Source organism: Piscinibacter gummiphilus (genome assembly GCF_002116905.1).
In the GTDB taxonomy this organism is placed as follows: domain Bacteria; phylum Pseudomonadota; class Gammaproteobacteria; order Burkholderiales; family Burkholderiaceae_C; genus Rhizobacter; species Rhizobacter gummiphilus.
Map to the genome: position 1 here is coordinate 5,648,520 of NZ_CP015118.1, position 23,627 is coordinate 5,672,146.

23 protein-coding genes and 1 pseudogene are annotated in these 23,627 nt (G+C 71.8%); 5 read left to right on the forward strand and 19 right to left on the reverse strand.

Annotated features, from left to right (window positions below; translation table 11 throughout):
• Positions 1-181: 181 nt before the first annotated feature.
• Both A4W93_RS25840 and A4W93_RS25845 read left to right on the forward strand, forming a co-directional pair.
• A complete protein-coding gene (locus A4W93_RS25840; RefSeq protein ID WP_085753349.1) occupies positions 182-364 on the forward strand; it encodes a hypothetical protein in 183 nt (60 codons plus the stop codon).
• Positions 361-561, forward strand: a complete 201-nt coding sequence (locus tag A4W93_RS25845) for a hypothetical protein (protein ID WP_085753350.1) — start codon at positions 361-363, stop codon at positions 559-561. Before A4W93_RS25840 ends, A4W93_RS25845 begins: the two co-directional genes overlap by 4 nt.
• Here the strand turns inward: A4W93_RS25845 and A4W93_RS25850 are convergent.
• Positions 538-2,349: pseudogene (locus A4W93_RS25850) on the reverse strand (carboxyl transferase domain-containing protein); the annotation flags it as partial. The gene A4W93_RS25845 and the pseudogene A4W93_RS25850 overlap by 24 nt on opposite strands.
• Positions 2,350-2,435: 86 nt before the next feature.
• On the opposite strand from A4W93_RS25850, the gene A4W93_RS25855 reads away from it, so the two are divergent.
• Positions 2,436-3,938, forward strand: coding sequence for an AMP nucleosidase (locus A4W93_RS25855; protein WP_085753352.1), 1,503 nt, complete (start codon positions 2,436-2,438; stop codon positions 3,936-3,938).
• Here A4W93_RS25855 and A4W93_RS25860 read toward each other — a convergent pair.
• The 10 genes from A4W93_RS25860 to A4W93_RS25905 all read right to left on the reverse strand — a co-directional run bounded on the left by A4W93_RS25860 (position 3,932) and on the right by A4W93_RS25905 (position 13,116).
• Positions 3,932-4,633: a 4'-phosphopantetheinyl transferase family protein gene (locus A4W93_RS25860; protein WP_085753353.1), complete on the reverse strand. Its 702-nt coding sequence runs from the start codon at positions 4,631-4,633 to the stop codon at positions 3,932-3,934. The two genes, A4W93_RS25855 and A4W93_RS25860, sit on opposite strands and share 7 nt — an antisense overlap.
• Positions 4,615-5,850: a beta-ketoacyl-ACP synthase gene (locus A4W93_RS25865; protein WP_085753354.1), complete on the reverse strand. Its 1,236-nt coding sequence runs from the start codon at positions 5,848-5,850 to the stop codon at positions 4,615-4,617. Before A4W93_RS25865 ends, A4W93_RS25860 begins: the two co-directional genes overlap by 19 nt.
• Entirely contained in the window at positions 5,847-6,581 is a 735-nt protein-coding gene (locus tag A4W93_RS25870) for a 3-ketoacyl-ACP reductase FabG2 (RefSeq protein ID WP_085753355.1), read from the reverse strand. The genes A4W93_RS25865 and A4W93_RS25870 overlap by 4 nt, the downstream gene beginning before the upstream one ends.
• On the reverse strand, positions 6,578-7,036 hold the full coding sequence (locus A4W93_RS25875; protein ID WP_085753356.1) for a hotdog family protein: 459 nt from the start codon (positions 7,034-7,036) through the stop codon (positions 6,578-6,580). Before A4W93_RS25875 ends, A4W93_RS25870 begins: the two co-directional genes overlap by 4 nt.
• Before the next feature lies 1 nt (position 7,037).
• The gene (locus A4W93_RS25880; protein WP_085753357.1) at positions 7,038-8,219 is read right to left on the reverse strand and encodes a beta-ketoacyl-ACP synthase; all 1,182 of its coding nucleotides are present in this window, start codon (positions 8,217-8,219) and stop codon (positions 7,038-7,040) included.
• On the reverse strand, positions 8,216-8,785 hold the full coding sequence (locus A4W93_RS25885; RefSeq protein WP_085753358.1) for a DUF3261 domain-containing protein: 570 nt from the start codon (positions 8,783-8,785) through the stop codon (positions 8,216-8,218). The genes A4W93_RS25880 and A4W93_RS25885 overlap by 4 nt, the downstream gene beginning before the upstream one ends.
• On the reverse strand, positions 8,782-9,879 hold the full coding sequence (locus A4W93_RS25890; RefSeq protein WP_218919170.1) for a class I SAM-dependent methyltransferase: 1,098 nt from the start codon (positions 9,877-9,879) through the stop codon (positions 8,782-8,784). Before A4W93_RS25890 ends, A4W93_RS25885 begins: the two co-directional genes overlap by 4 nt.
• Before the next feature lie 46 nt (positions 9,880-9,925).
• Positions 9,926-11,161, reverse strand: a complete 1,236-nt coding sequence (locus A4W93_RS25895; protein WP_085753360.1) for an NAD(P)/FAD-dependent oxidoreductase — start codon at positions 11,159-11,161, stop codon at positions 9,926-9,928.
• A 26-nt stretch (positions 11,162-11,187) separates the two neighbouring features.
• Positions 11,188-12,060, reverse strand: a complete 873-nt coding sequence (locus A4W93_RS25900) for a class I SAM-dependent methyltransferase (RefSeq protein WP_085753361.1) — start codon at positions 12,058-12,060, stop codon at positions 11,188-11,190.
• An 81-nt stretch (positions 12,061-12,141) separates the two neighbouring features.
• On the reverse strand, positions 12,142-13,116 hold the full coding sequence (locus A4W93_RS25905; RefSeq protein WP_085753362.1) for a M14 family metallopeptidase: 975 nt from the start codon (positions 13,114-13,116) through the stop codon (positions 12,142-12,144).
• 48 nt (positions 13,117-13,164) lie between these two features.
• Between A4W93_RS25905 and A4W93_RS25910 the strand changes: the two genes are divergently transcribed.
• The gene (locus tag A4W93_RS25910; RefSeq protein ID WP_085753363.1) at positions 13,165-14,487 is read left to right on the forward strand and encodes an MFS transporter; all 1,323 of its coding nucleotides are present in this window, start codon (positions 13,165-13,167) and stop codon (positions 14,485-14,487) included.
• A gap of 135 nt (positions 14,488-14,622) precedes the next feature.
• Positions 14,623-14,835 carry a hypothetical protein gene (locus A4W93_RS25915; RefSeq protein ID WP_085753364.1) on the forward strand — a complete coding sequence of 71 codons (213 nt, stop codon included), beginning with the start codon at positions 14,623-14,625 and terminating at the stop codon, positions 14,833-14,835.
• On the opposite strand, the gene A4W93_RS25920 is transcribed toward A4W93_RS25915, so the two are convergent.
• From A4W93_RS25920 to A4W93_RS25955, 8 genes are read right to left on the reverse strand one after another with little or no spacing between them, the layout of a single operon-like run.
• The gene (locus tag A4W93_RS25920; RefSeq protein WP_085753365.1) at positions 14,783-17,143 is read right to left on the reverse strand and encodes an MMPL family transporter; all 2,361 of its coding nucleotides are present in this window, start codon (positions 17,141-17,143) and stop codon (positions 14,783-14,785) included. The genes A4W93_RS25915 and A4W93_RS25920 overlap by 53 nt on opposite strands.
• Positions 17,124-17,741 carry a LolA family protein gene (locus A4W93_RS25925; RefSeq protein ID WP_085753366.1) on the reverse strand — a complete coding sequence of 206 codons (618 nt, stop codon included), beginning with the start codon at positions 17,739-17,741 and terminating at the stop codon, positions 17,124-17,126. The genes A4W93_RS25920 and A4W93_RS25925 overlap by 20 nt, the downstream gene beginning before the upstream one ends.
• The gene (locus A4W93_RS25930; protein WP_085753367.1) at positions 17,738-18,157 is read right to left on the reverse strand and encodes an acyl-CoA thioesterase; all 420 of its coding nucleotides are present in this window, start codon (positions 18,155-18,157) and stop codon (positions 17,738-17,740) included. The genes A4W93_RS25925 and A4W93_RS25930 overlap by 4 nt, the downstream gene beginning before the upstream one ends.
• A complete protein-coding gene (locus A4W93_RS25935; protein WP_085753368.1) occupies positions 18,154-19,713 on the reverse strand; it encodes an HAL/PAL/TAL family ammonia-lyase in 1,560 nt (519 codons plus the stop codon). Before A4W93_RS25935 ends, A4W93_RS25930 begins: the two co-directional genes overlap by 4 nt.
• Entirely contained in the window at positions 19,710-20,630 is a 921-nt protein-coding gene (locus tag A4W93_RS25940; protein WP_085753369.1) for a lysophospholipid acyltransferase family protein, read from the reverse strand. Before A4W93_RS25940 ends, A4W93_RS25935 begins: the two co-directional genes overlap by 4 nt.
• On the reverse strand, positions 20,627-21,379 hold the full coding sequence (locus tag A4W93_RS25945) for a glycosyltransferase family 2 protein (protein WP_085753370.1): 753 nt from the start codon (positions 21,377-21,379) through the stop codon (positions 20,627-20,629). The genes A4W93_RS25940 and A4W93_RS25945 overlap by 4 nt, the downstream gene beginning before the upstream one ends.
• The gene (locus A4W93_RS25950; protein ID WP_085753371.1) at positions 21,372-23,063 is read right to left on the reverse strand and encodes an ApeI family dehydratase; all 1,692 of its coding nucleotides are present in this window, start codon (positions 23,061-23,063) and stop codon (positions 21,372-21,374) included. The genes A4W93_RS25945 and A4W93_RS25950 overlap by 8 nt, the downstream gene beginning before the upstream one ends.
• Positions 23,056-23,622 carry a COG4648 family protein gene (locus tag A4W93_RS25955; RefSeq protein WP_085753372.1) on the reverse strand — a complete coding sequence of 189 codons (567 nt, stop codon included), beginning with the start codon at positions 23,620-23,622 and terminating at the stop codon, positions 23,056-23,058. Before A4W93_RS25955 ends, A4W93_RS25950 begins: the two co-directional genes overlap by 8 nt.
• Positions 23,623-23,627: the final 5 nt, after the last annotated feature.

Sequence of the window (23,627 nt, forward strand, 5' to 3'; positions counted from 1 at the left end):
GGAGGAGAAACCGGACCCCAGTGTCTCACTGAACGTGTACGCCCGGGATGCGGGCGACCGCGCGCTGTAGTCATCCTCCTACGAGGTGTCGCTCGGTCGCCTGATATCCGGGATCGGACCCACACCGCACGATCTCGTTCCATGAACCTGTCGTGTCGCCGGGTCATCCAGGAGTGCCAGCATGAGCAGCAACGACGAGCAACGCATGGAAGACGTGAACCGCTGGTACTACGGGGGCACGCCGCCTGAGACCTACCGCGAGGACCCGGACGGCGACGACGCCATCGGCTACGAGGCCGCCCATCCCGCGCTGCAGGCCCTGCACTGGCCCGACGCCGCCTGGGCCGCGCCGGTCACGCCATGAACGCCACGGTGGCACACGCCTGGGAGCGGGTACCGGCGTGGCTGCGGTCGCCGAGGCTGCTGGTGCCCCTCGCGGTCGCCGCGATGCTCGTGCTGCTGTTCAGCTTCGCGTCGGTGGTGCAGGACATCGTGCACCAGGGCGAGGTGGGCAACGGTTCGCCCACCTCCGCGGTGTCACCAGGTATCGACCGGACGTGACCCCACGGGTCCCACCTTCGCCGACGCCAGCCCGAGCGACAGCCACCGCCGTGTGTCCGCGGGGTCGATGACCGCGTCGATCTCCAGCGCGCTCGCCATGTTCGTGGCCTGACCGCGTTCGTACTGCTGGGCCACCAGTTGCTGGAACAGCGCCTCGCGCGCCGGACCCTCGGGCACCGCTTCCAGCTCCTTGCGGTAGCCGAGCCGCACCGCCCCTTCGAGCCCCATGCCGCCGAACTCGCCGCTGGGCCAGGCCGCGGTGAACACCGGGGCGTGGAACCCGCCCGCGGCCATCGCCATGGCCCCGAGGCCGTAGCCCTTGCGCAGCACCACCGCGAACACCGGCACGCGCAGGTGCGCGGCCTGGACGAACATGCGGCTCACGTGCCGCACCTGCGCCTGGGCCTCGATGTCCGGCCCCACCATGAACCCCGGTGTGTCGATCAGGCTGACGACGGGCAGGCCGTGGGTGTTGCACAGCTGCAGGAACCGGGCGGCCTTGTCGGCCGCATCGGCGTCGATGGCGCCGCCGAGGTGGGCCGGGTTGCTGGCCAGCAGGCCCACCGGACGCCCCTCCACGCGCGCCAGCGCGGTGAAGATGCCGACGCCGAAGCCGGCCCGCAGCTCGAGGAGGCTGCCCTCGTCCGCCACGCCGTGCAGCACGTCGCGCATGTCGTAGGACCGCACGCGGTTCTCCGGCAGCACGTGGCGCAAGGCCTGCGGGTCGGGTGCGCTCCACTCGCTGATGCGCCCCTGGAAGTACGACAGGTACTGGCGGGCCGCGGCGACCGCGCGGGCCTCGTCGTCGACCAGCACGTCGATCACCCCGCTGCGGAACTGCACCTCGCTCGGGCCGATGTCCTCGGGCCGGAACACCCCCAGGCCTCCGCCCTCCACCATCGCCGGGCCGCCCATGCCGATGTTGCTGCCACGGGTGGCGATGACGACGTCGCTGCAGCCGAGCAGTGCCGCGTTGCCGGCGAAGCAGCGGCCGGCCGCGATGCCGACGACGGGCACCTGCCCGCTCAGGCGCGCGTAGCTCGCGAAACTGGTGAGGTGCAGGCCGGCCACGGCCGTGGAATCGGTGTCGCCCGGACGCCCGCCCCCGCCTTCGGCGAACAGCACCACCGGCAGCCGCTGGGCCAGGGCCACCTCGACGAGCCGGTCCGTCTTCGCGTGGTTGCGCATGCCCTGCGTGCCGGCGAGCACCGTGGCGTCGTAGGCCAGCACCGCGCAGCGCGAGGCCTCGGGGCCGAACAGCCCGGCATTGACCGACCCGATGCCCGTCACCATGCCGTCCGCCGGGGTGTTGCGGATCAGGTCGTCGAGCGAGCGGCGGCGGGTCTGGGCGGCGATGGCGAGTGCGCCGTATTCGATGAACGAGCCGGCTTCGCACAGGTCGTCGATGTTCTCTCGCGCGGTGCGCAGGCCGAGGGCGTGGCGCCTGGCCACCGCCTCGGGGCGCGCCGCGTCCAGCGTCAGCGCGTGGCGGTCGAGCACGGCCTGCAGGTCGGCCCGGATGGTCGCGGCGCTCACCCGGGGTGCGTCGTCCGCCACCTTCGCCACCGCCGCCGCCAGACCGGGCGCACCCAGCACCAGCAGGGCCTCGTCCTCGGCCACCGTGTCGCCCACCGCCACCGGGAGGGACGTGACACAGCCGTCGCGCGGCGCCCTCACCTCGTGTTCCATCTTCATGGCCTCCAGCACGAGGAGCAGCTGGCCGGCCCGGACGGTGTCGCCGGAACCGGCGCAGACCTGGACCACGGTGGCGGACATCGGGGCGAGGATCGGTTCGTTCATGCCGGTGACTCTAGGGCATCGCACCGAAACGGGGTGTCACCCAGGAGCCTCCCGAACGCCGCACAATGGGGGCCATGGCCACCCCCACCCTCCTCAAAGCGCAGTCCTTCACCGACGCCGATGCGGCCCTGGCCCATGCGTCGACCATCTACGCCGCCGGCATCGCCCACCTGCGGGACAGCCTGCAGCGGTTCGTCGCCGGCGAAACGCTCGGGCAGCACGTGCGAGCGTGCTACCCGTACCTGCGGGTGCACACCGACACCGTCGCCCGCGCCGACAGCCGCCTCGCCTACGGTTTCGTGGCCGGGCCCGGCACGTACGAGACCACCCTGACCCGCCCCGACCTCTTCGGCGACTACTACCGCGAGCAGTTCAGCCTGCTGCTGAAGAACCACGGCGTGTCGCTCGAGGTGGGCATGAGTTCCCAGCCCATCCCCGTGCACTTCTCGCTCGCCGAGAACGACCACCTGGAGGGCAGCCTGACCCGCGAGCGCCGCCTGCTGCTGCGCGACCAGTTCGACCTGCCCGACCTCGCCGCCATGGACGACGGCATCGCCAACGGCACCCACGAGCCCGAGCTGGGCCACGACGGCAAGCCGAAACACCCGCTGTCGCTGTTCACCGCCCCGCGCGTCGACTACTCGCTGCACCGCCTGCGCCACTACACCGGCACGGCGCCCGACCACTTCCAGAACTTCATTCTCTTCACGAACTACCAGTTCTACATCGACGAGTTCGTGCGCCTGGGCCACGACGCGATGGCGCAGGCCGACGGCGAGTACACCGCCTTCGTGGAACCCGGCAACGTGATCACGCGCCGCGCGGGCTCGCCGCGCGAACCCGGCGACGACACGGGCATCGCCCCGCCGCGCCTGCCGCAGATGCCGGCCTACCACCTGATGCGCGGCGACCGCGCCGGCATCACGATGGTCAACATCGGCGTGGGCCCGGCCAACGCGAAGACCATCACCGACCACATCGCGGTGCTGCGCCCGCACGCGTGGATCATGCTGGGCCACTGCGCCGGCCTGCGCAACACGCAGGCCCTCGGCGACTACGTGCTGGCCCACGGCTACGTGCGCGAGGACCACGTGCTCGACGAGGAACTGCCGCTGTGGGTGCCCATCCCGCCGTTGGCCGAGGTGCAGGTGGCGCTCGAATCGGCGGTGGAGGAAATCACGCAGCTCAAGGGCTACGAGCTCAAGCGCATCATGCGCACGGGCACGGTGGCCAGCACCGACAACCGCAACTGGGAGCTGCTGCCATCGCACCATTCGGCCACCACGCCGGAGCGCCGCTTCAGCCAGAGCCGGGCCATCGCGCTCGACATGGAAAGCGCCACCATCGCGGCCAACGGCTTCCGCTTCCGCGTGCCGTACGGCACGCTGCTGTGCGTGAGCGACAAGCCGCTGCACGGCGAGATCAAGCTGCCCGGCATGGCCAACACGTTCTACCGCGAACGCGTCGACCAGCACCTGCGCATCGGCATCCGCGCGGTGGAGCTGCTGCGCGACCAGGGGGTCGACCAGTTGCACAGCCGCAAGCTGCGCAGCTTCGCCGAAGTGGCGTTTCAGTAAGCCGGCGCGCCGTCGTCGTCGATGCCCCAGGGCGTCGGCGCACGGCCGCCGAAGGCCGCTTCACCGCGATGCCATCGCGGCGGCCCGTCCGCGTGGGTCCACGCGAGGGTCACCTCGGGCGACACCCAGGTCCACGCATCGTCGCCCCCCGGGCGCGTGGACACGCCCGCGAGGCGCGCGGGAGCCACACCCTCGAGGCGGCGCTTGAGCCACGCCTCCTTCAGCGTCCACAGCTCGCGGAACGCGGCATCGCGGGCCGGGCCCTGCAACGCGGTCAGGCGCGCCTGCTCCGCAGGTGAACACACGTTGGCGGCCAGCGCCAGCACGTCGCGGGCGCGGCCCGGGGTTTCGACGTCGAGGCCGATCGCCGTGGCCGACACCGCCCCGGCCACCCACCCGCCGCTGTGGCTCAGCGCGAGGCGCACGCCGGCGTCGGCCGGCACGAGCGGCGGGCCGTCGTCCGCCGCGGTCAGGGACCAGTCACGCGCCTCGCCGCCCAGCGTGGCGGCGAGCAGGCGGCGCAGCAGCAGCCGGCCCGCGAGGAACTCGGCCCGGCGCTTGGCCGAGCTGATGCGTGCAAGCCGCTGCTGCTCGGTCGCTGACAGCAACTGCAGCAGGCCCGCTTCCGCCTCGGCCGCGAGCGGGCCGATGCGGTCGAGCCAGAGCACCGCGCCCGTCAGGCCGAGTGCGGCCACCGCTTGAAGATCAGCGAGGTGTTGAGGCCACCGAACGCGAAGTTGTTGCTCATCACGAGGTCGGTGTCGAGCGCGCGGCCGTCGCCGGTGATGTAGTCGAGCGGGGCGCAGTCGGGGTCGACGTCGGTGAGGTTGATGGTGGGGGCGAACCAGCCCTCGCGCATCATCTCGATGGTCATCCACGCCTCGAGCGAACCGCAGGCGCCCAGCGTGTGGCCCATGTAGCTCTTGAGCGAGCTGATGGGCACCTGGCCGCCCAGCACCTGGTGCGTGGCCTGCGATTCCATCACGTCGCCCTGGTCGGTGGCCGTGCCGTGGGCGTTCACGTAGCCGATGGCGCTGGCCGGCAGGCCCGCGTCGTCGAGCGCGAGCTGCATCGCCACGCCCATGGTCTCGGCGTTGGGATGGGTCACGTGCTTGCCGTCGCTGTTGGTGCCGTAGCCCACGATCTCGGCGAGGATGCGCGCGCCGCGCGCCTGCGCGTGCGACAACTCCTCGAGCACCAGCGTGCATGCGCCCTCGCCCAGCACGAGGCCGTCGCGGCCCTTGTCGAACGGGCGTGGCGTGAGTTCGGGTTCGCCGTTGCGCACGCTGGTGGCGAACAGCGTGTCGAACACCGCCGCATCGATGGCATGCAGTTCCTCGGCGCCGCCCGCGAGCATGGCCACCTGCTTGCCGCTCTGGATGGTCTCGTACGCGTAGCCGATGCCCTGGCTGCTGGACGTGCACGCGCTCGACGTGGTGATGACCCGGCCGGTGATGCCGAAGAACACGCCCATGTTGACCGGGGCCGTGTGCGCCATGCACTTGATGTACGTGTTGGCGGTGATGCCCTCGGTGGTGTTCTCCGCGATCATCTTGCCGAACGCGCCGATGGCCGACGGCGAGCCGATGGACGAGCCGTACGCGATGCCCATGCGGCCGCTGCCGAGCAGCGGGTCGTTCAGCAGGCCCGCGTCGGCCAGCGCCAGCTCCGTGGCGCGCACCGCCAGCACCGCCACGCGGCCCATGCTGCGCATGGTCTTGCGGTTGTAGTGCTCGGGCAGGTCGAACGGCTTGGCCACCGACCCCAGCTGGGTGTTCAGGCCTTCGTAGACGGACCAGTCCGGGATCAGCTGCACGCTGTTGCGCAGGCTGCGCAGGTGCGCGTGGACGGTGGACCAGTCGTGGCCGAGCGGGCTCAGCGCCCCGACGCCGGTGACGACGACGCGCTTCATCCGACCATCCCCCCGTTGACCGAGATGACCTGGCGCGTGATGTAGGCCGCGTCGGCCGACACGAGGAACGCGACGAGCGACGCGACCTCGTCGGGGCGGCCCATGCGCCGCATCGGGATGATCTTCATGGCTTCTTCCAGTACTTCGGGGGAAATCATCTCGGTGTCGATGAGGCCGGGGGCGACGCAGTTGACGGTGATGTCGCGCTTGGCGAGTTCGATGGCCAGCGCCTTCGTGGCGCCGATGATGCCGGCCTTGGCCGCACTGTAGTTGGCCTGGCCCCGGTTGCCGACCAGGCCGGACACGGACGCGAGCGTCACGATGCGCCCCGGCTTGCGCCGGCGCACCATGGGCATCACGAGCGGATTGAGCACGTTGTAGAAGGCGTCGAGGTTGGTGTGGACGACGGCGTCCCACTCCTCTCCGGTCATCGCGGGGAAGGCGTTGTCGCGGGCGATGCCGGCGTTGCACACCACACCGTACGGCGCGCCGTGGGCCTCCACGTCGGCCAGCAGCGCGGCCGAGGCGGCGGCGCGGTCGGCCACGTCGAACGACAGCACCCGGGCCTCGCGGCCCAGCGCCCGCACCTCGGCGGCCACGGCCTCGGCCTGCTCGACGCCGCTGCGGCAATGCACCACGATGTCGTGCCCCGCTTGCGCCAGGCGCAACGCGATGGCGCGGCCGATGCCGCGGCTGGAGCCGGTGACGAGGATGGTGGAGTTGGCAGTCACGACGTCTGACCCTTGAGAATGCTGGCGCCGTCTTCCGGCTCGTAGATGGAAAGGCGGGCCGATGCGACCTCGTCGCCCTGCTGGAGGATGCGGCAGGCGAACATGCCGAGGCCGTTGTCGCCCACGAACTCCTGCTGCACCTCGATGCGCAGCACGCTGCCCGCGGCGAAGTCGGGCACCTGCGCCTGGTAGCGGCGAGTGCCCAGCAACATGCCGAGGCGCGGTGTACCGCCGGCCTCGGTGTGCCGCACGCCGGACCAGGCCGAGATGGCCTGCGCCATGTATTCGAGGCCCACCCAACCGGGCATCCGGCCGTCCTGCACGAACAGGCCGTCGGCGGGCACGGTGACCTCGGCCACGGCGTGCGTGGGGCCGGCGTCGAGCAGGCGGTCGATCAGCAGCATCGCGCCGCGGTGCGGCACGTACGCCTCGACGGGGCGGAAGGACGTGGTCATCTCAGGCGGCTCCCAGCAGCAGCGCGGCGTTGCTGCCGCCGAACGCGAAGGAGTTGCTCAGCACGTGCCGCGGCGCGCGCCCGAGCGATTCACCCGGGGCCACGAGGTGCAGCACCGGCAGGGCCGGGTCGGCGGCGCCGTCCCACCAGTGCGGCGGCAGCCGGCCCGACGGGTTGTCGACGAGGGTCAGCCAGCCGAGCGCGGCCTCGATGGCACCGGCCGCGGCGAGCGCGTGGCCGGTGAGCGGTTTCGTGGAACTGGTGGCCACGCCCGCGCCCAGCACCTGGGCGACGGCGGCGCTTTCCATCGCGTCGTTCAGCGGCGTGGCCGTGCCGTGCAGGTTCACGTAGTCGATGTCGCCGGCAGCCAGCCCGGCCCGGGCCAGCGCCTGCTGCATCACGGTGACGGCACCATGGCCCGTGGGATCCGGCGCGGACATGTGGTGGGCGTCGGAGCCCTCGCCCCAGCCCGCGAGCACCAGCGGGCCGGCGTCGCGGCCCATCAGGAACAGCGCGGCACCTTCGCCGATGTTGATGCCCGAGCGGTTCGCCGACATCGGGTTGCAGCGCGCGGCCGACACCGATTCGAGCGCGCTGAAGCCCGCGATGGTGAACTCGCACAGCGCGTCGACGCCACCGGCGACCACCGCGTCGACGAGGCCGGCATTGAGCAGGCGCGCCCCGGAGATCAGCGCCTTCGCGCCGGACGAGCAGGCCGTCGAGATGACATGCGCCGGGCCGCAGGTGCCCAGTTCGCCGGCGAGCCATTCGGCCGCGTTGCCCATCTCCTGGAGCGCGTAGTCGAACCCTTCGGGCCAGCGGCCTTCGGTCTGCCACATCCGGCTGGCGCGTTCACCCTCCTCGACCCCGGCAGTGCTGACGCCCAGCACGATGGCGACGCGGCGCGGGCCGAAGCGGGCGATGGCGGCATCGACCTGCGGACGGATCTCGGCGAGGGCCGCGGCCAGCACGGCGTTGTTGCGGCTGCGCTGGCGCAGCGGAGCGCCGTCGAGCGGCGCCACCTCGGCGGGCAGGACGCCCAGGTGCAGCGGGCGGCCGGCCGTGTAGCGGTCGGTCTCGACCACGCCGGCGAACGACGGTGAAAACAGGGCTTCGCGGACGGCCGGGGCGCCCATGCCGAGGGCACAGACGACACCCATCGCTTGCAGGTGGACGTGGTTCATGGAAGGCCTCGGGTGTCGACCACGAGGTGGTACTGGTCGCGCCGCTGGTCGATCTCGATGCGGGATGCGGAAGGATACGTGACGGCGACGACCGGGTCGGTGGCCTGGCGCAGCACGCGGCCGCCGGCCACGGTGTCGAGGAACCAGCCCGGGGGCAGCGCGGCGCGCACCGCGGCCTCGGGCCACATCGCGAGCTGCAGGTCGCTCAGGATGCGTTCGCCGGACACCACGGCGGGGAGCCACGGGGCGCGGGTCTCGGAAAGCTTCTGGCCGTCCCACTCCAGGCGGGCGGCCGTCTGGCCCATCGCCACGAGGGCCAGGCGCACGGCGGCGGCGTCGACCTCCAGCAGCACGTCGACGCGCTGGGTCTGGCCGCGCGTGGTCACCGACAGCTGCTGCTGCACGGCCAGGTCCTTGCCCAGCGAGGCGGGGGACAGGCGGAACACTGGCGCGGCCTGGTCGGGTGCGCAGTCGTCCGCCGCCTTCGGCAGCGAGGTTCTCGGCGTGGCGGCACACCCCGCGAGCGCGGCGGCGAGCAGCAGCGTGCACCAGGCCTTCCAGGTCATGCGGGCGCCCGTTTCCTGAAACGCATCAGCGTGTGGCAGTAGCCGATGCCGTCGCGGCTGGTCACGAGCTCCAGGCCCGCCGCCTCGGCGAGGCGCAGGTAGTCGGTGCTTTCGTAGACCTTGCTGTTGCCGCTGGCCATCGCCGTGAAGTACGGCGACGTGTTGATGAGGCAGTACGCAGCGATGTCGTAGCGCTGGCGGTCCCACAGCGTGTCGAGCACCAGCACCTGGCCATCCGGGGCGAGCGATGCGGCGGCCCGCTCGAAGATGGTGGCGATCACCGGTTCGCTGAAGCAGCTGAGGAACTGGCTCATCCAGACGATGTCGGCGCCGGCCGGAAACGCGGCCGCCGGGTCGAGCATGTCGATGGCGTGGAACTCGGCGCGGCCGGCCTGGCCCGTGGCGCCGACCCGGTCGCGCGCGGACGCCAGCTGCTGCGGCAGGTCGACCAGCCGCACCTCCACCCCGGGATGGGCCTCCAGCAGCGCCGCGGCGAACTTGCCGGTGTTGGCCCCCACGTCCATCACGCGCTTCGGCGCGGTGGCCAGCACGTCGGGCATCACGTCGGGGAAGGAGGTGTCGGAGTAGTGGTGGTCGAACGCGAACCAGCTGGTGCGGGCCGGCTCGGGCAGTTCGGACAACCCCTGGTACAGCGTGGGCCACGTGCCCAGTTCCTCGAGGCCCACCGGGGTGCCGGTGGCCAGCGCCTCTTCCAGCCGGTGCAGGCCGAGGTAGCAGACGTCGTGGATGAAATCGAGGTTGATGCGCGTGATGGGATCGGCCAGCAGGCAGTACCCGGCCTTGTCGAGCACGTAGCGCCCGTCGACCCGCATCACGACCCCGGCGGACAGGCACGACTCCAGCACCACCTTCAACGCATAGGCGGACCACCGCCCGGACGCGGCGAGCGTCTCCACGTCGAGCCCCGCCTCGCCGGCCTCGGCCAGGCGGTCCAGCATGCCCTGCTTCCAGGCGATGCGGACGCATTGGAACACCACCGGGCCGAAAGCGATCTTCTGCGCGTCGAAGCGCGCATCGAAAGCCGACTGGCCGGCGGGAGAGAACCGTTTGGAGTGCATGGTGGGGGTCGTCATGACGGTCATGGACCCGAGTATCCCTGGCGGGTTCCGGGGATTCGCGTCACGAGCACAACTCGGCCAGCACGGCCAGGCGGCGCTTGGGTTCGGCGACGAACGGATTCTTCGTGTCCCAGGCGTAGCCGGCCAGGATGGACGAGATCATGCGGTGCACCTCCGGCGACGAATCCTTGTGGAAGATGATCTTCTGGAATTCGCCGGCGTACCAGGCCTCGACGTAGGCACGGAAGCAGTCGACGCCGGCCTTCAGCGGCAGGGCGTAGTCGCGCTGCCAGTCGACCTCGACGCCCGCGGCCTCGCGGGCCAGGCAGTCGGTGGCGAGGCTCGCCGACTTGAAGGCGATGGTGACACCGCTCGAGAACACCGGGTCCAGGAACTCGCCGGCGTTGCCCAGCAGCGCGAAGCGGTTGCCCCACAGGGACGTGACGTTCGACGCGTAGCCGACGATGGTGCGCGCGGGCGTGTCCCACACGGCGTCGCCCAGCAGCGCCGACAGTTCGGGGTCTTCCGCGACGATGGCCTTCAGGCGTTCGGTCTCGTTGCCCGGGTACTTGGCCAGGAACTCGTTGTGGGCCACGACGCCCAGCGAGCAACGGCCGTCGGAGAACGGGATGGTCCAGAACCACACGTCCGGGAACTTCGGGTGCACGGTGACGCGGATCTTCTGGCGGTCGAACGTGCCGCCGGGCGGGATGCGGTCTTCCACGTGGGTGAAGATGGCACCGCGCACCGGGAAGTCGGACGGCCGCTCGAGCTTCAGCAGGCGCGGCAGGATGCGGCCGAAGCCGCTGGCGTCCAGCAGGAAGTTCGCCTCGATCACGTGGATGCGGCCTTCGGTGTCCTTGACCGTCACGCGCGGCTTGTCACCCGACACGTCGGCCTCGACCACCTCGTGGCGGTAACGGATCTCGGCGCCGGCACGCTCGGCGGCGTCGGCCAGCACCTTGTCGAAGGTCGCGCGCTGCACCTGGTACGTGCTGCCCCAGCCGGGCGAGAACTTGTCGCGGAAGTCGAAATCGGTGTACTGGCCGTTGCGGGCGAAGGCCGCGCCGTTCTTGTACTGGAAGCCGGCCTCGACCACGGCCTGCAGCATGCCGGCCGCCTCGATGTACGCCATGCTCTGCGGCAGCAGGCTCTCGCCGATGGAAAAACGCGGGAACTGCTCGCGTTCGACGACCAGCACCCGGCGCCCCTGCTTGCGCAGCAGGCCAGCGGCGACCGCGCCGGCGGGGCCCGCGCCGATGATGAGGATGTCGGTGGTTTCGGTGGGAGTGGACATGGGACGGTGGACCGTGGGAAAGAGGTTCAGGGAGAGGCCGGTGGGCCGTCGTCGCGGACGGCCAGCACGAACCGGAAGGGGCACCCGCTGTCGTCGGACTCGACGCGGAAACCGTGTTCCGCGAGGCGCGTGCCGAAGTCCTGCTTGTGCCAGGGTTCGAGGAAGGGTTCGAACGCGCGCTGCGACAGCCACTTGAAGTAGAGGCCACGCCAGCCGTAGCGGCGAAACACCCGCCACACCGACAGGTGCCACTGCTCGGGCGACGGTTCGAGCACGGCGAGGCGGCCGCCCGGACGCAGGATGCGGCGCACCTCGGCGAGGATCTGCAGCAGGTAGCGCGGCGGCACCTCGTGCAGCAGGAAACACATGGCGACCGCATCCACCGACGCATCGGGCAGGCCCGTGCGCTCGGCCAGCCCCTGGCGCCAGCGCACGTCGGGGTAGGTCTTCGCGGCGAACTGCAGCAGGTAGGGCGACGGGTCGATGCCGATCACCTCGGGAATGCCCGAGGCCTTCAGCGCCGCAGCGGTGTGCCCGCCGCCACAACCGAGGTCGACGACCTGCCGCGCGCCGGCCAGCGCCTGGGCGATGCGGGCGCGGCCGCCCGCCATGCTGCCGATCATCACGCGGTCGAAACCGCGGGCGTACCCCGCGCTGATGCGCTTGGAGTAGTTGCCGTTGGGCAGGTTGTGGAATTCCTGGAGGATGTACTTCGCGATGCCGTCGGCGCCGGGTAGCCCGTCGGGCAACTGGACACGGGCGCGGGAGCGGCCCAGGGCCTGGCGCATCAGGCGCAGGCCTGTGAGCGGATGTTTCCAGTCGAGCCGATCCGGCCAGGCATCCGGCAGTTCCACTGCCGCCCAGTCGATCGTCGAATCGGCCGAAAACCCCTCGCTCATTGCCCCACGCCCGAGAAAACAAACCGCGATTTTCCCCCATCGCGCGGGCGGTTCCTGTCACCCTTGCAGGGGTATCGCCCCCTAGGTTGATTTCGCGGGGATTTGTGCACGCTGCCCGGGGCGGGCGAAGTAGAACCATTCGGCCCCGGGCACGGCCCGCGGGTTCGGGAACACCACGTGCCCGTCGGCCGGGGCCACCACGGCCGTGCCGTCGTGGCGCACGCCGATCGGCTCGCCGGCCGCCACCGGATCGAAGCTGGACCAGTCCCGCACGAAGCGGTCGTCCGGATGCTGGCGGTCCACCACGTCGGCCAGGACCAGCAGTTGGAAGGCCGGGGCCGGCGGCGCGGGGGTCTCCCCCGTCAGGCCCAGCAGCGCGAGGGTCTGCACGATCGCCCGGTACGCCACCTCGGGCGCCTGCGGGTCCTCGTGCTGGCCGCATTCGAGCGTGATGCCGTAGCCGCCCTGCGAGCGCATGTACTCGGTGGTGCCCACGCCGTAGGACGGGTCGGCGCCGGGGCCGCGACGCTCCACGCCCTTCGCGTAGGTCTCCAGCCAGCCTTCCACGAGGCGGGTGGGCCCCAGGTGCAGCGCGAGGCGGGTCTCCGCGTCGGCGTGGGCGAAGGGTTCGAGCGCACCGGTGTTGTCCGGCGGGCCGATCATCGCGAACGGGCGGCCGGCGGTGTGGAAGGAGTGCAGGTCGAGCAGCACGTCGTGGGCCGCGAGCATCGGGCACAGCACGTTGGCGACGTGATCCTCGTAGTCGACCGGGTCGGCGCGGGGCACGAGGCGGCGGTTGAGGTTGCGCTCGCCCTCACGGGTGACCCGGGCGCCGGCGAGCGGGTTGGCGGCGGGCACCAGCGTCAGCAGCCCGCGCGAGACCGCACGTTCGCCGCGTTCGAGTTCGCCGAGCAGCCGGCGGATCGCGAGGGTGCCGCACACCTCGTTGCCGTGCACGCCGCCCAGCACGATCAGGCGGGGCCCGGGGGACAGGCCGGCGAACTGGTGGGCGCGCAGGTGCCCGAACTGCGGGGACGTCACGTGGGAGGAAGCCATGGCCCATTGTGCAGCGACCTGACATGCAGGCTGGCTACACTGCCCCGCATGGCCCTCTTCCCCCAGAACGCGCTCAACGACGGCGTGCGCAAGCGCGAGGTCTTCGGCTGGGCCATGTACGACTTCGCGAACTCGGGGTACACGACCGTCGTGCTCACCGCCGTGTTCAACGCGTACTTCGTGTCGGTGGTAGCGGGCGGGGCCTCGTGGGCCACGCTGGCGTGGACGCTGACCATCGCCGCGTCGAGCCTCGTCGTGATGCTGACGCTGCCGGCCCTGGGCGCCTGGGCCGACCTGCGCGGCGCGAAGAAGCGCCTGCTCGGCCTGACCACGGCCACCTGCGTGCTCGGCACCTGCGCCCTCGCACTCGCCGGCCCGGGCAGCCTGTGGCTCGCGGTGGCCGCGGTCATCGTCTCGAACGTGGCGTATTCGTACGGCGAATCGCTGGTCGCGGCCTTCCTGCCCGAACTCGCGCGGTCCGATTCGATGGGCCGTGTCTCCGGCTGGGGCTGGAGCCTCGGCTACGTGGGCGGCATGCTCGCGCTGGGCCTGTCGCTCGCCTACGTGCTGTCGGCCTCGGCGCGCGGCGTGCCCGCCACGTCGTACGTGCCGGTGACGATGCTGATCACGGCGGGCGTGTATGGGGCCGCGTCGCTCGCCACGTTCCTGCTGCTGCGCGAGCGGGCCGTGCCGGCCGCCGCGGCCGCGACGGACGACGGTGGCATCGGCGCCTCGCTGCGCCGCCTGGCCGGCACGTGGCAGCACGCGCGCCGCTACCGCGACTACGTGTGGTTCCTCGCGTGCAGCACCAGCTACCAGGCGGGCATCTCGATCGTCATCACGCTCGCGGCGGTGTACGCGAAGGAAGCCATCGGCTTCACCGACACCGACACGATGCTGCTGGTCTTCCTCGTCAACATCGCGTCGGCCCTCGGCGCGTTCGCGTTCGGCTACTGGCAGGACCGCATCGGGCACAAGCCCGCGCTGCAGGTCACGCTCGTGGGCTGGCTGGTGATGACGGGCCTGGCGGTGGCGTCCACCGGCCCGGTGCTGTTCTGGATCGCCGCCGTGGTGGCGGGCCTGTGCATGGGCTCGAGCCAGTCGGCGGGGCGCGCGATGGTGGGCCTCTTCACGCCGGAGGACCGGCGCGCCGAGTTCTTCGCGCTGTGGACGTTCGCGACGCGCCTGTCCGCGATCATCGGCCCCGTGACCTACGGGCTCTTCACGATGGTCACGTTCGGCAACCACCGTGCCGCGATGGCGGTGACGGCGCTGTTCTTCGTCGGCGGCCTGCTGTGCCTGCGCCGCGTGGACCTGTCGAGGGGCGAGGCCGCGTCAAGGGCGGTCACACCCCCTGAACCGGGCATCTGATCCCCCTCGTGCGGGTCATGTCCTAAGTCATTTGGGGGAGGCACCTCCCACAAATGGGGCATGGCAGCAAGCAGGGGTGACACCTACGCTTGATCCAAGGCCGCAATCGATCGCTGGCCCGCCAGGAGCAAGACCATGAACACCTCGTCGATGAACCCGTGCCGCTACGAACTCCGGTTCCAGCCGTTGGTGCCCGAAGGCGAGGTGTTCGCGTTCCCGTGCGACGCCGAAGGCCACGTCGACATGGACGGCCTGAGCGACCGCGACCGCCGCGAGTACCTCTACGCGCGGGCCGTCATGGGCCGTGAGGTGGCGATGCCGGCGGTGCGGATCCGGGGCGGTCACTGACCGCCGGCGGCCGGAACAGCGGCGCCATCATCCACACCAGCAGCACACCGAACAGCAAGGTCAGCCCGAACGCCCGCAACGCGGGGGTGGCCGACAAGCCCAGCAGACCGAAGGACAACCAGGTGCTCGCCGCGCCGAGCACCACCGCCAGCCAGGCCGACGGATCCCCGTCGTGCTCCAGCAGGAAGATGCCGTAGTCGACCCCGATGCCCAGCAGCAGCACGAGGGCCAGCACGGTGAAGAGCTGGAACGGCTGTCCCATGTACCCGAGGATCGCGACCGCGAGGCCGCTCGCGATCACCGCCGGCAGCGACGCGCGCCACGCGCGGCCGCGAAGGCGCCACCACAGCAGGACGAACACGGCCACGTGACCCAGCACCAGCAGCCACGTCATCGCGACGCGGTAACGGCCCAGCAGGTCGGAGACCTCGGCGGTCTTGTCGACCCAGCGCACGCCCTCCAGCCCCTCGGACAACGCCGCCAGCTGCGGCAGCAGCGCCGGGTCGTGCAGGCCGCGCACCATCACCACGCTGGCCACACCGCCACGCACCGGGCCCAGCCACAGGTCGCGCGACGGGGCCGACACGGGGTCGGCCAGCCAGCGGTCGAGGGTCAGCGGCGCCGCGTCGAACGCCGGCCGCCGCAGCGCTTCACCCAGCCGTGTGTTGACCGCGGCCACCACCTCGCCTTCGACCTTCGCGGTCAGCGCCGCGTCGGCGGCCTGGCGCGCGGCCGACGGCACCCAGTCGGACACGGCGCGGTAGCCCGCGAGCCGGCCATCGCGCACGAGGGTGTCGAGCCGGGCCTTCAGCGCCTCCTCGCGCGCCAGCACCGATTCGGCGTCGGCCCCGCGCACGAGGTAGAACTGCGCCGGGCTCGGCACGCCGAGCAGGCGGCCCACGTCGCGCTGCGACTGCATCAGCGCGGCGGGCGAGCCCTGCAGCTGGCGGATGTCGTCGTTCGTGTGCACGCGCCACCAGCCGCCGGCGCACAGCGCCAGCACCACGGCGTACAGCAGCAGCTCACGGGGCGACCACCCGAGGCGCGGCCAGCGGTCGAGGCTGGCCGCCACCTTGGCGGCGAACCGCGTGGGCCGCACGGCGCCGCGGTCGAGCCACGGGAACCAGCACGCGGCGGTGAGGAAGGCGGCGGTGAGCCCCACGGCCGAAAACACCGCCATCTGCCGCAGGCCGGGGAACGGCGCGAGCCCGAGCGTGAGGTACGCGAGCACGCTGGTGGCCAGCGCGAGCGCGAGGCCCGGCAGCAGCTGGCGCATCAGCGAGCGCGGCGCGGCATCGGGATTCCCCTGGCGCGACGCGAAGTAGTGGATGCCGTAGTCCTCCGCCACGCCCACGAGGCTCGCGCCGAACACGAGCGTGATCAGGTGCACCTGGCCGAACCACCACACGGTGACCGACAGCGCCGCGGCCACGCCCACGCCGAGCGACAGGGCCACGAGCACGATGGGCCGGAGCGACCGGAACGCGAGCCACACGAGCAGCAGCACGGCGGCGAGCGATCCCCAGCCGATGGTGTTGATCTCCTGGTTGGCCTGGACGGCCGCGGCCTCGCCGTGCAGCGGCACGCCGGCGCGCAGCAGCATGACCTGGGGCGCCACGGCCCGCGCCGCGGCATCGGCCGCGCCGAGCGCCCGGCCCAGCACGGCCTCGCCGTCGAGCGCGAACGCCGAGCCGCTGACCTCGTACGGCAGCGCGATCCATTCACGCCCCTCGACCGAGACCCACAGTTCGCCGTCGCGCGGGCGCAGCTTCGTGTCGGCCGCGCGATCGGTCCACCAGCGGCTCCACAGCGCGAGCGGGTCGGCCGCCCAGTCCGACAGGCGCAGGCCGGCTGCCGGCTGGAACAGCGTGGCGAGGGACTTGTCGACCCAGGCGGACGCGGGCTGGCGGGAGAGGTCGGCACGCTGGTCGGCCGTCAGCAGGCGGTCCCGCCACGGGCGGTAGAAGTCGACGGCGCGGCCGAGGCTGCCGCCGTCGAGGCCGGGCGCCGGCTTCAGCGTGGACGCGGGCAGCGCCTGGCGCCACGCAGCGGCGGCGGCCTTCGCCGTGGGCCAGTCGGACGCGCCCAGCAGCACGATGACCTGCCGCTGCGCGCGGTCGGCCAGGCGGCGCGTGGCCTCGGTGATCTCGGGTTCGTGTTCGTTCTCGGGCAGCAGCGCCAGCACGTCGGTGTCGATCGCCGCGTGCCGCCAGAAGTGCCATTGGTGCCCGGCCACGGCCAGCACGCAGGCCAGCCACAGCAGCGCGGCTGCCGCCCAGGCGCGGCGGTCAGTCGAAGCGGGCTGCATCGTCGCGGGTCAGGGCCGCGGCGGTGACGTGGCCGGACAGCACGATCTCGCTGCTGTCACCACCCGCTTCGGTGAAGCGCACCTTGCGCACGAAACGGTCGCCCTCGAGTTCGATGCGGGCCACCCACTGCGCGAGCGCGGCGTCGCGCGGCTTGAGCGCGAGGCGCCAGCCGTCCTTGCCCTGCAGCGCACCGTCGATCTCGAACCGGGCCGACAGCGCGGCGAGGTCGGCGGCCATCAGCGCGAAGAGCATCTCGTTGACGGCGCGGATGCCCGGCTCGTGGGCGGCGTCGACCCGCGTGTTGACCGAACCGTCGGCCTGCTTCGACAGCAGCCGGTCTCGCGTGACGATCAGCTGCGACGCGAACGGCTCGCGCGTGGCCCACACCACGCCGCGCTCGCGCGCGACGAGGAAGTCGCCGCGGGACACGAGCGGGTTGCGGAAGCCCTTGACGGTCTTGCGCTGTTCGAACGCGCCCTTGAGCACCGGCGCGTCGGCGAGGCGCTGGCGCACCTGGGCGAGCACGTCGCTGCCGGCGGCGAACGCGGGCACCGCGACGGACACCAGTGCGGCGGCGATCAGGTGGCGCCGCTTCAAGCGCTCACCCCCAGCCGCTCCCACAGCACCGGCGGGCAAACGAAACACATCTCGCGCGTGGCGATGTCGACGGCCACCTGGATGGTGTGGCCCGTGGTGAGCTTGCGGCCGGTGGCCTGGTCGCGGATCACGTACTCGATGCGCAGGCGGTTCTCCCACTCGACGATCTCGCAGCGCACGACGATGGGTTCACCGAACACGGCCGAGCCCACGTACTTCAGGCGCAGGTCGACGATGGGCCAGGCGTAGCCCGAGTCGCGCATGTCGCGGTAGCCGTACCCGAAGCTCTCGAGCATGGCCGACCGCGCGGCCTCGAGGAACTTCACGTAGTTGCCGTGCCACACGATGTCCATCGGGTCGACGTCGTAGAACTCCGGCCGGAGGACGTGTTCGTAGGTCAGGTCGGGCTGGCTCATGCGTGCGGATTCCAGACCGCTTCATCGCGCGCCGCCAGCAGCGCCTGCAGGTCACGATCGAGTGCACGGTCTTCCACGACCAGCGGCACGCGGTCGGACAGGTCGGCTTCGAATGCGGCCAGCGCGGGGGGCACGGCCAGCGACGGGTCGGCGCGGCGGCGCAGCGCGAGGCCCTGGCGCGCGGTGATCAGCATCGCGGCGAGCACCTGGTCGGTGAGGTCGAGCACGCGCAGGCAGTCGCGTGCGGCGATGGTGCCCATGCTGACCTTGTCCTGGTTGTGGCACTCGGTGGACCGCGAGAAGACGGACGCCGGCATGGTCTGCTTGAGCGCCTCGGCCGTCCATGCCGACACGCTGATCTGCAGCGCCTTCAGCCCGTGGTTGATGGCCGCGCGCGGGCCGGTGGCGCCCGACAGGTTCGACGGCAGGCCGTGGTTGTAGCGAGTGTCGACGAGCAGCGCCATCTGGCGGTCGAGCAGATCGGCCACGTTGGCGACGGCGTTCTTCAGGCCGTCCATCGCGAAGGCGATGTGGCCACCGTAGAAGTGGCCGCCGTGCAGCACGCGTTCGCCCTCGGCGTCGATGATGGGGTTGTCGTTCGCGCTGTTGAGTTCGTTGTCGATCAGCGAGCGGAAGAACGGCAGCGCGTCTTCGAGCACGCCGATCACGTGCGGGGCGCAGCGCAGCGAGTAGCGGTCCTGCAGGCGTTGTTCGTTGCGGCTGGCGCGCGCGGCGGAACCCGTGTCGAGGTCGGCGCGCAAGCGGGCGGCCACGCGCTGCTGGCCGGCGTGGGGCTTCACCGAGAACAGCGTCTCGTCGAAGTGGTGGGCGTTGCCGCTGCTGGCCACCACGTTGCAGGCGGTGAGCCGGGTGGCCAGGCGCGCGACGCGGTCGGCGCGACGGAACGCGAGGCACGCGAGCGCCGTCATCACGGCGGTGCCGTTCATGATGGCCAGGCCTTCCTTCGGCCGCAGGCGCAGCGGCGCGATGCCCAGTTCGGCGAGCACCTCGCCGGCCGGGCGCGTGCGGCCCTGGTACAGCACGTCGCGTTCGCCGCACAGCACGGCGGCCACGTACGACAGCGGTGTGAGGTCGCCGCTCGCGCCCACCGACCCTTCCGCGGGAATGAGCGGCAGCACGTCGTTCACGAGCAGCGCTTCGAGCTGAGAGAGCAGCGCGACGCTGACCCCGGACATGCCCTGCGCGAGCGACGCCAGCCGCACGGCCAGCACGGCGCGGGTCTCCTCGGCCGTGAGGAAACGGCCGGCACCGCAGCCGTGGTACGTGTAGAGGTGGTGCGGCAGCTCGGCCACCAGGTCGGGCGGGATGGTGACGGTGCACGAGTCGCCGTAGCCGGTGGTGACGCCGTAGACGACGCCGTCTTCCTTCAGCAGGCGGTCGAGGAAGTCGGCGCCGCGGGCGATGCGGGCGATGAACGCGGGCTCGCGCGACAGCACGGCGCGCGCGCGGCGCTCCGACAGCGCGGCGATGTCGTCGAGGCCGAGGCGGCTCCCGTCGAACAGCACGGTGGGAAGGTCGGAGGTGGAACGTGTCATCGTTGGGCCCAGAACGGGAAAAAATTGAACCACTCGTAGGGCGATCGCGCCAGCAACGTTTCGATCCGTTGCGCGTACTGCCCGGCCAGCGTGGCGAACACCTCGTCGCGCGAGCGGCGCGGCAGCACCACCTCGTCGGCGAGCCGGTCGAAGTGGAGGGTGTGGCCGTCGCCCTCGCGCAGGCAGGCCATCAGGAACAGCGGGCACTTGAGCAGCGCGGCGAGCACGTACGGGCCCACGGGCCAGTCGGCCTCGGCGCCGAGGAACGGCACGCGCACCGTGCGCCCGCCGCCGACCGGCACGCGGTCGCCCGCGATGGCGACGAACTCGCCACGCGCGACACACTCGGACAACAGCACCGCGGTGGCCGGCGTGATCTCGGCGACCTGGATCAGGCGCACCGCGCCGTCGGGGTCGAGCCGGCCCAGCAGGCGGTTGAACTGCTCGGCGTGGGCCGTGTGCACCAGCACGTTGAGGCGGATGCGGCGCGTGCGGTTGATGGCTGCCTGGCACATCTCGAGGCAGCCCATGTGGGCCGTGACGAACACGGCGCCCTGGCCGCGTTTCGTGAGCTCGAGGATGGCCTCGACGCCGTCGAAGCGGATGTTCTCGAAGCGGTAGCGGCCGCTCATCGCGAGGGTCTTGTCGAGCAGCGTGTCGGCGAACGACAGGAAGTGCCGCAGGCCGTGGCGCCATGTGGGTTCCTGCCCGAGGCTGCCGTGGGTGGCCTGCAGGTGCTGCAGGTACTCCATCGACGCGCGGCGCGCCACGCCGCGGCGCACGCGGTAGTAGAAGACCACGGGGTAGAGCACCAGCAGGAAAGGCACGCGCCCGAACAGGCGGTACACGGCCACGAGGAAGCGCAGGCCGAGCACGAAGGTGCTCTCGCCCACATCGGCCCAGTGAACGGGCTTCATGCCGCCACCTTGCGCCAGAGCAGCATCGGCAGGCGCAGCAGCATGCCGAAGAAGAGCCGGGCGTGCATGCGCGAGATCAGCACGTTGTCCTCGAGGCCGCGGAAGTGCGAGATGCCGTCCTGCGGGTACGTCACCGCCGTGGGCTGGTGCACGAACGGCACGCCGCGCCAGTGCAGGCGCACCAGGATCTCGGGGTCGAAGTCCATGCGCCGGCCGAGCCGCGCGCCATCGATGGCGGCCACGGTGGGGGCGAGCGGGTAGACGCGGAAGCCGCACATCGAGTCACGGATGTCGAGCGACAGCGTGTTGATCCACACCCACACGTGCGTGAGGTAGCGGCCGTACAGGCGGCCCTTCGGCACCGAGCGGTCGTACACCGGCGTGCCGCAGATGACCGCACCGGGCGAGGCCTTCGACAGCGCGATGAAGGCCGGGATGTCGGCCGTGGCGTGCTGCCCGTCGGCGTCGATCTGCAGCGCGTGCGTGTGGCCGCGGCGCAGCGCTTCGCGCAGGCCGGCCATCATCGCGCCACCCTTGCCCTGGTTGACGGTCAGGCGCACGAGCGTCACGTCGGGGCCGGACGCGGCCAGCGCGTCGAGCACGGCGGCACAGCCCGGTTCGCTGCCGTCGTCCACCAGCACGCACGGCAGGCCGTGGGCGCGCACCGCGGCCACCATCGTGCCGATGGTGGCGGGATGGTTGTAGACCGGGATCACGACCACCGGACGGTACGGCATGGCCTCAGGCATCGGCGGCTCCGAACACGACGGCGCCGCTCGCGTGCGGGCCGGCGTCGGACGTGTAGGTGAACGCGAGCGAACCGGTTTCCGGACGCCAGGTGAGCGTCAACGTGAGCAGCATGCCCGGTCGCACCGGGCTCTGGAACTTGAGGACGTCCAGGCGCAGGAACCGGGGTGGTATCGCGAAACACTCGCGGGCGAAGCCGACGGCCCAGTCGAGCTGCGCGACGCCGGGCAGGATGGGCACGGCGGGGAAGTGCCCGTCGAACACGAGCAACTCGGGGTCGATGGGCAGCCGGGCGATGGCCTTCAGCTCGCCGCGCTCGAGCCACTCGGGTTCGGGCCGCACCGGGCGGAACAGCGCCTGCAGCGTGGCGAGCGGCGTCTTGCCCTGCGCGTTCGCTGGCAGGCGGTCGAGGTAGCGGAAGCGGCGCGGAAGCACCACACGCTCGACCACCTGCAGCAGCTGGGCGCGCAGCCGTTCGTTGAGCACCCGCTTGCCTTCGGCGAGGCGGGCGCTTCCGGCCGGCGTGGGCACGCCCACCACGGCGAGGCGCGGGCCGGTGTCGCCGGGCAGCTCGATCACGCGCGCCTCGGCGAGGTCGCCGCCGGCAAGCAGCGCCTGCTCCATCGCGGTCAGCGACACGCGCTTTTCCTCGATCTTCACGATGCGGTCGGCCCGGCCGCGCAGCACGAAACCGTCGCCGTCGGCGGCCACGCGGTCGGCCGTTTCGAACCAGGCGCCGTCGGGCAGGTGGCGCGAACGCACGCTGAGCTGACCCTCGTCGCCCGCGCGCCAGTCGATGCCGGGCAGCGGGGTCCAGCGGTCGCCGTGTTCGGCGCGGCGGCGCCAGGCGATGCCGCCGGTCTCGGAGCTGCCGTACACCTCCGTGGGCGAATGGCCCAGCAGGTCGAGGGTGGTGGCCGCGGCCTCGGGCGGCAGCGGGCCGCCCGACGAGAACACGGCCAGGAGGCCCGCGCGCGCGGCCGACCAGTCGAGCGTGTCGGGGAGTCGCTTGAGGTGCGCCGGGCTCGTGACCAGCACGGACGTGCCGCCCAGCTGCGCGGCCATCTCCTCGGGGTACTGCAGCCGGTGCGCCACGAGCACGCGGCCCGAGGCCAGCGGCCACAGCGCATGGAACAGCAGCCCGTAGATGTGCTGGTGCGACACCGTGGCGAACACCTCGGCGCCGTCGCGCGCGGCCAGTTGCGCGCCGAAGGCGGCCTGCAGCGTGTCCATCTCGGCATCGAGCTGGGCGAGCGACTTGGCGATCTCGACCGGCTCGCCGCTGGAGCCCGACGTGTGCACGACGAGGCCGGTGCGCTGCGCATCGAGCGCGGCGAGTGGTGTCACCGCGGCCCCCTCGCGCGGTCCGATGGCGCCGGGCAGTTCACCCGCGCAGGCGTCCACGCCCGGCAGCACGCGCTGCAGCGTGGCGGGCTGGGTGTCGCCCGGCAGGGACACGTGTTTGCCGGCATGCCACGCGCCGTACAGCGCGCAGGCGAAGGTCCAGGTGTCGTCGAAGTACAGGGCGACGCGCGGGCCGGCCACGGCCTCGAACGCGGCACGCCAGGCGGCGACCTCGGCGAGGAAACGCGTGCGGTCGCGCACGACGCCGTCCACGCGCGCCACGGGCCGGGCGCCGAACCCCGGCGCCGAGGCGACCTCGGTCAGCGGCAGCCACTCAGCCATGGGCGGCCTCCGCGTGCACGCGGGCACGCACGCGCCGCCGCACGAGCCATTCGCCCGCGAACAGCAGCCCCATCAGCCCGTAGCTGATCAGTCCGTTGTAAAGCGCCCAGACGGCGTTCGACGCCCACAGCGCGGTGGCGAGGGAGATCGACCCGTTGAGCACGAAGAAGCCGCACCACACCTGGGTCACCCGGCGCGTGTAGGCCACACCCTCGGGCGGCAGGTCGGGTTCGGTGAGGCGGGCGAAACGTTCGATGGCCGACGGCGGGTGCACGAGGCTGATCGCGAACACGACCAGGAACACGGCGTTGACGAGCAGCGGGTAGAGCTTCAGCGGCAGCAGGCTGTTGCCCGCGAACCCGAGCGCGGCCAACACACCGGCGCCCGCGGCGGCCACCCACCAGAACGCCGTGCGGGACGCCAGCGCGCGCAGCAGCGCGACGCCGCCGAGCAGCAGCGCGAGCCACTGGGGCTGGAGGTGGGCGATGCCGGCGTAGACGAGGAACGGGTAGGCAAGCGTGACCGCGCCCAACAGCACGGTCAGCGGACGAAAGGTCATGTCGG

Bases quoted from the DNA above. Each gene is read 5' to 3' on its own strand.
- A4W93_RS25840 (WP_085753349.1), top strand. From the start codon at position 182: ATGAGCAGCAACGACGAGCAACGCATGGAAGACGTGAACCGCTGGTAC.
- A4W93_RS25915 (WP_085753364.1), top strand. From the start codon at position 14,623: ATGAACACCTCGTCGATGAACCCGTGCCGCTACGAACTCCGGTTCCAG.
- A4W93_RS25855 (WP_085753352.1), top strand. From the start codon at position 2,436: ATGGCCACCCCCACCCTCCTCAAAGCGCAGTCCTTCACCGACGCCGAT.
- A4W93_RS25895 (WP_085753360.1), bottom strand. From the start codon at position 11,161: ATGTCCACTCCCACCGAAACCACCGACATCCTCATCATCGGCGCGGGC.
- A4W93_RS25905 (WP_085753362.1), bottom strand. From the start codon at position 13,116: ATGGCTTCCTCCCACGTGACGTCCCCGCAGTTCGGGCACCTGCGCGCC.
- A4W93_RS25865 (WP_085753354.1), bottom strand. From the start codon at position 5,850: ATGAAGCGCGTCGTCGTCACCGGCGTCGGGGCGCTGAGCCCGCTCGGC.
- A4W93_RS25880 (WP_085753357.1), bottom strand. From the start codon at position 8,219: ATGAACCACGTCCACCTGCAAGCGATGGGTGTCGTCTGTGCCCTCGGC.
- A4W93_RS25930 (WP_085753367.1), bottom strand. From the start codon at position 18,157: ATGAGCCAGCCCGACCTGACCTACGAACACGTCCTCCGGCCGGAGTTC.
- A4W93_RS25910 (WP_085753363.1), top strand. From the start codon at position 13,165: ATGGCCCTCTTCCCCCAGAACGCGCTCAACGACGGCGTGCGCAAGCGC.
- A4W93_RS25885 (WP_085753358.1), bottom strand. From the start codon at position 8,785: ATGACCTGGAAGGCCTGGTGCACGCTGCTGCTCGCCGCCGCGCTCGCG.
- A4W93_RS25920 (WP_085753365.1), bottom strand. From the start codon at position 17,143: ATGCAGCCCGCTTCGACTGACCGCCGCGCCTGGGCGGCAGCCGCGCTG.
- A4W93_RS25900 (WP_085753361.1), bottom strand. From the start codon at position 12,060: ATGAGCGAGGGGTTTTCGGCCGATTCGACGATCGACTGGGCGGCAGTG.
- A4W93_RS25940 (WP_085753369.1), bottom strand. From the start codon at position 20,630: ATGAAGCCCGTTCACTGGGCCGATGTGGGCGAGAGCACCTTCGTGCTC.
- A4W93_RS25935 (WP_085753368.1), bottom strand. From the start codon at position 19,713: ATGACACGTTCCACCTCCGACCTTCCCACCGTGCTGTTCGACGGGAGC.
- A4W93_RS25890 (WP_218919170.1), bottom strand. From the start codon at position 9,879: ATGACGACCCCCACCATGCACTCCAAACGGTTCTCTCCCGCCGGCCAG.
- A4W93_RS25955 (WP_085753372.1), bottom strand. From the start codon at position 23,622: ATGACCTTTCGTCCGCTGACCGTGCTGTTGGGCGCGGTCACGCTTGCC.
- A4W93_RS25875 (WP_085753356.1), bottom strand. From the start codon at position 7,036: ATGACCACGTCCTTCCGCCCCGTCGAGGCGTACGTGCCGCACCGCGGC.
- A4W93_RS25945 (WP_085753370.1), bottom strand. From the start codon at position 21,379: ATGCCTGAGGCCATGCCGTACCGTCCGGTGGTCGTGATCCCGGTCTAC.
- A4W93_RS25950 (WP_085753371.1), bottom strand. From the start codon at position 23,063: ATGGCTGAGTGGCTGCCGCTGACCGAGGTCGCCTCGGCGCCGGGGTTC.
- A4W93_RS25845 (WP_085753350.1), top strand. From the start codon at position 361: ATGAACGCCACGGTGGCACACGCCTGGGAGCGGGTACCGGCGTGGCTG.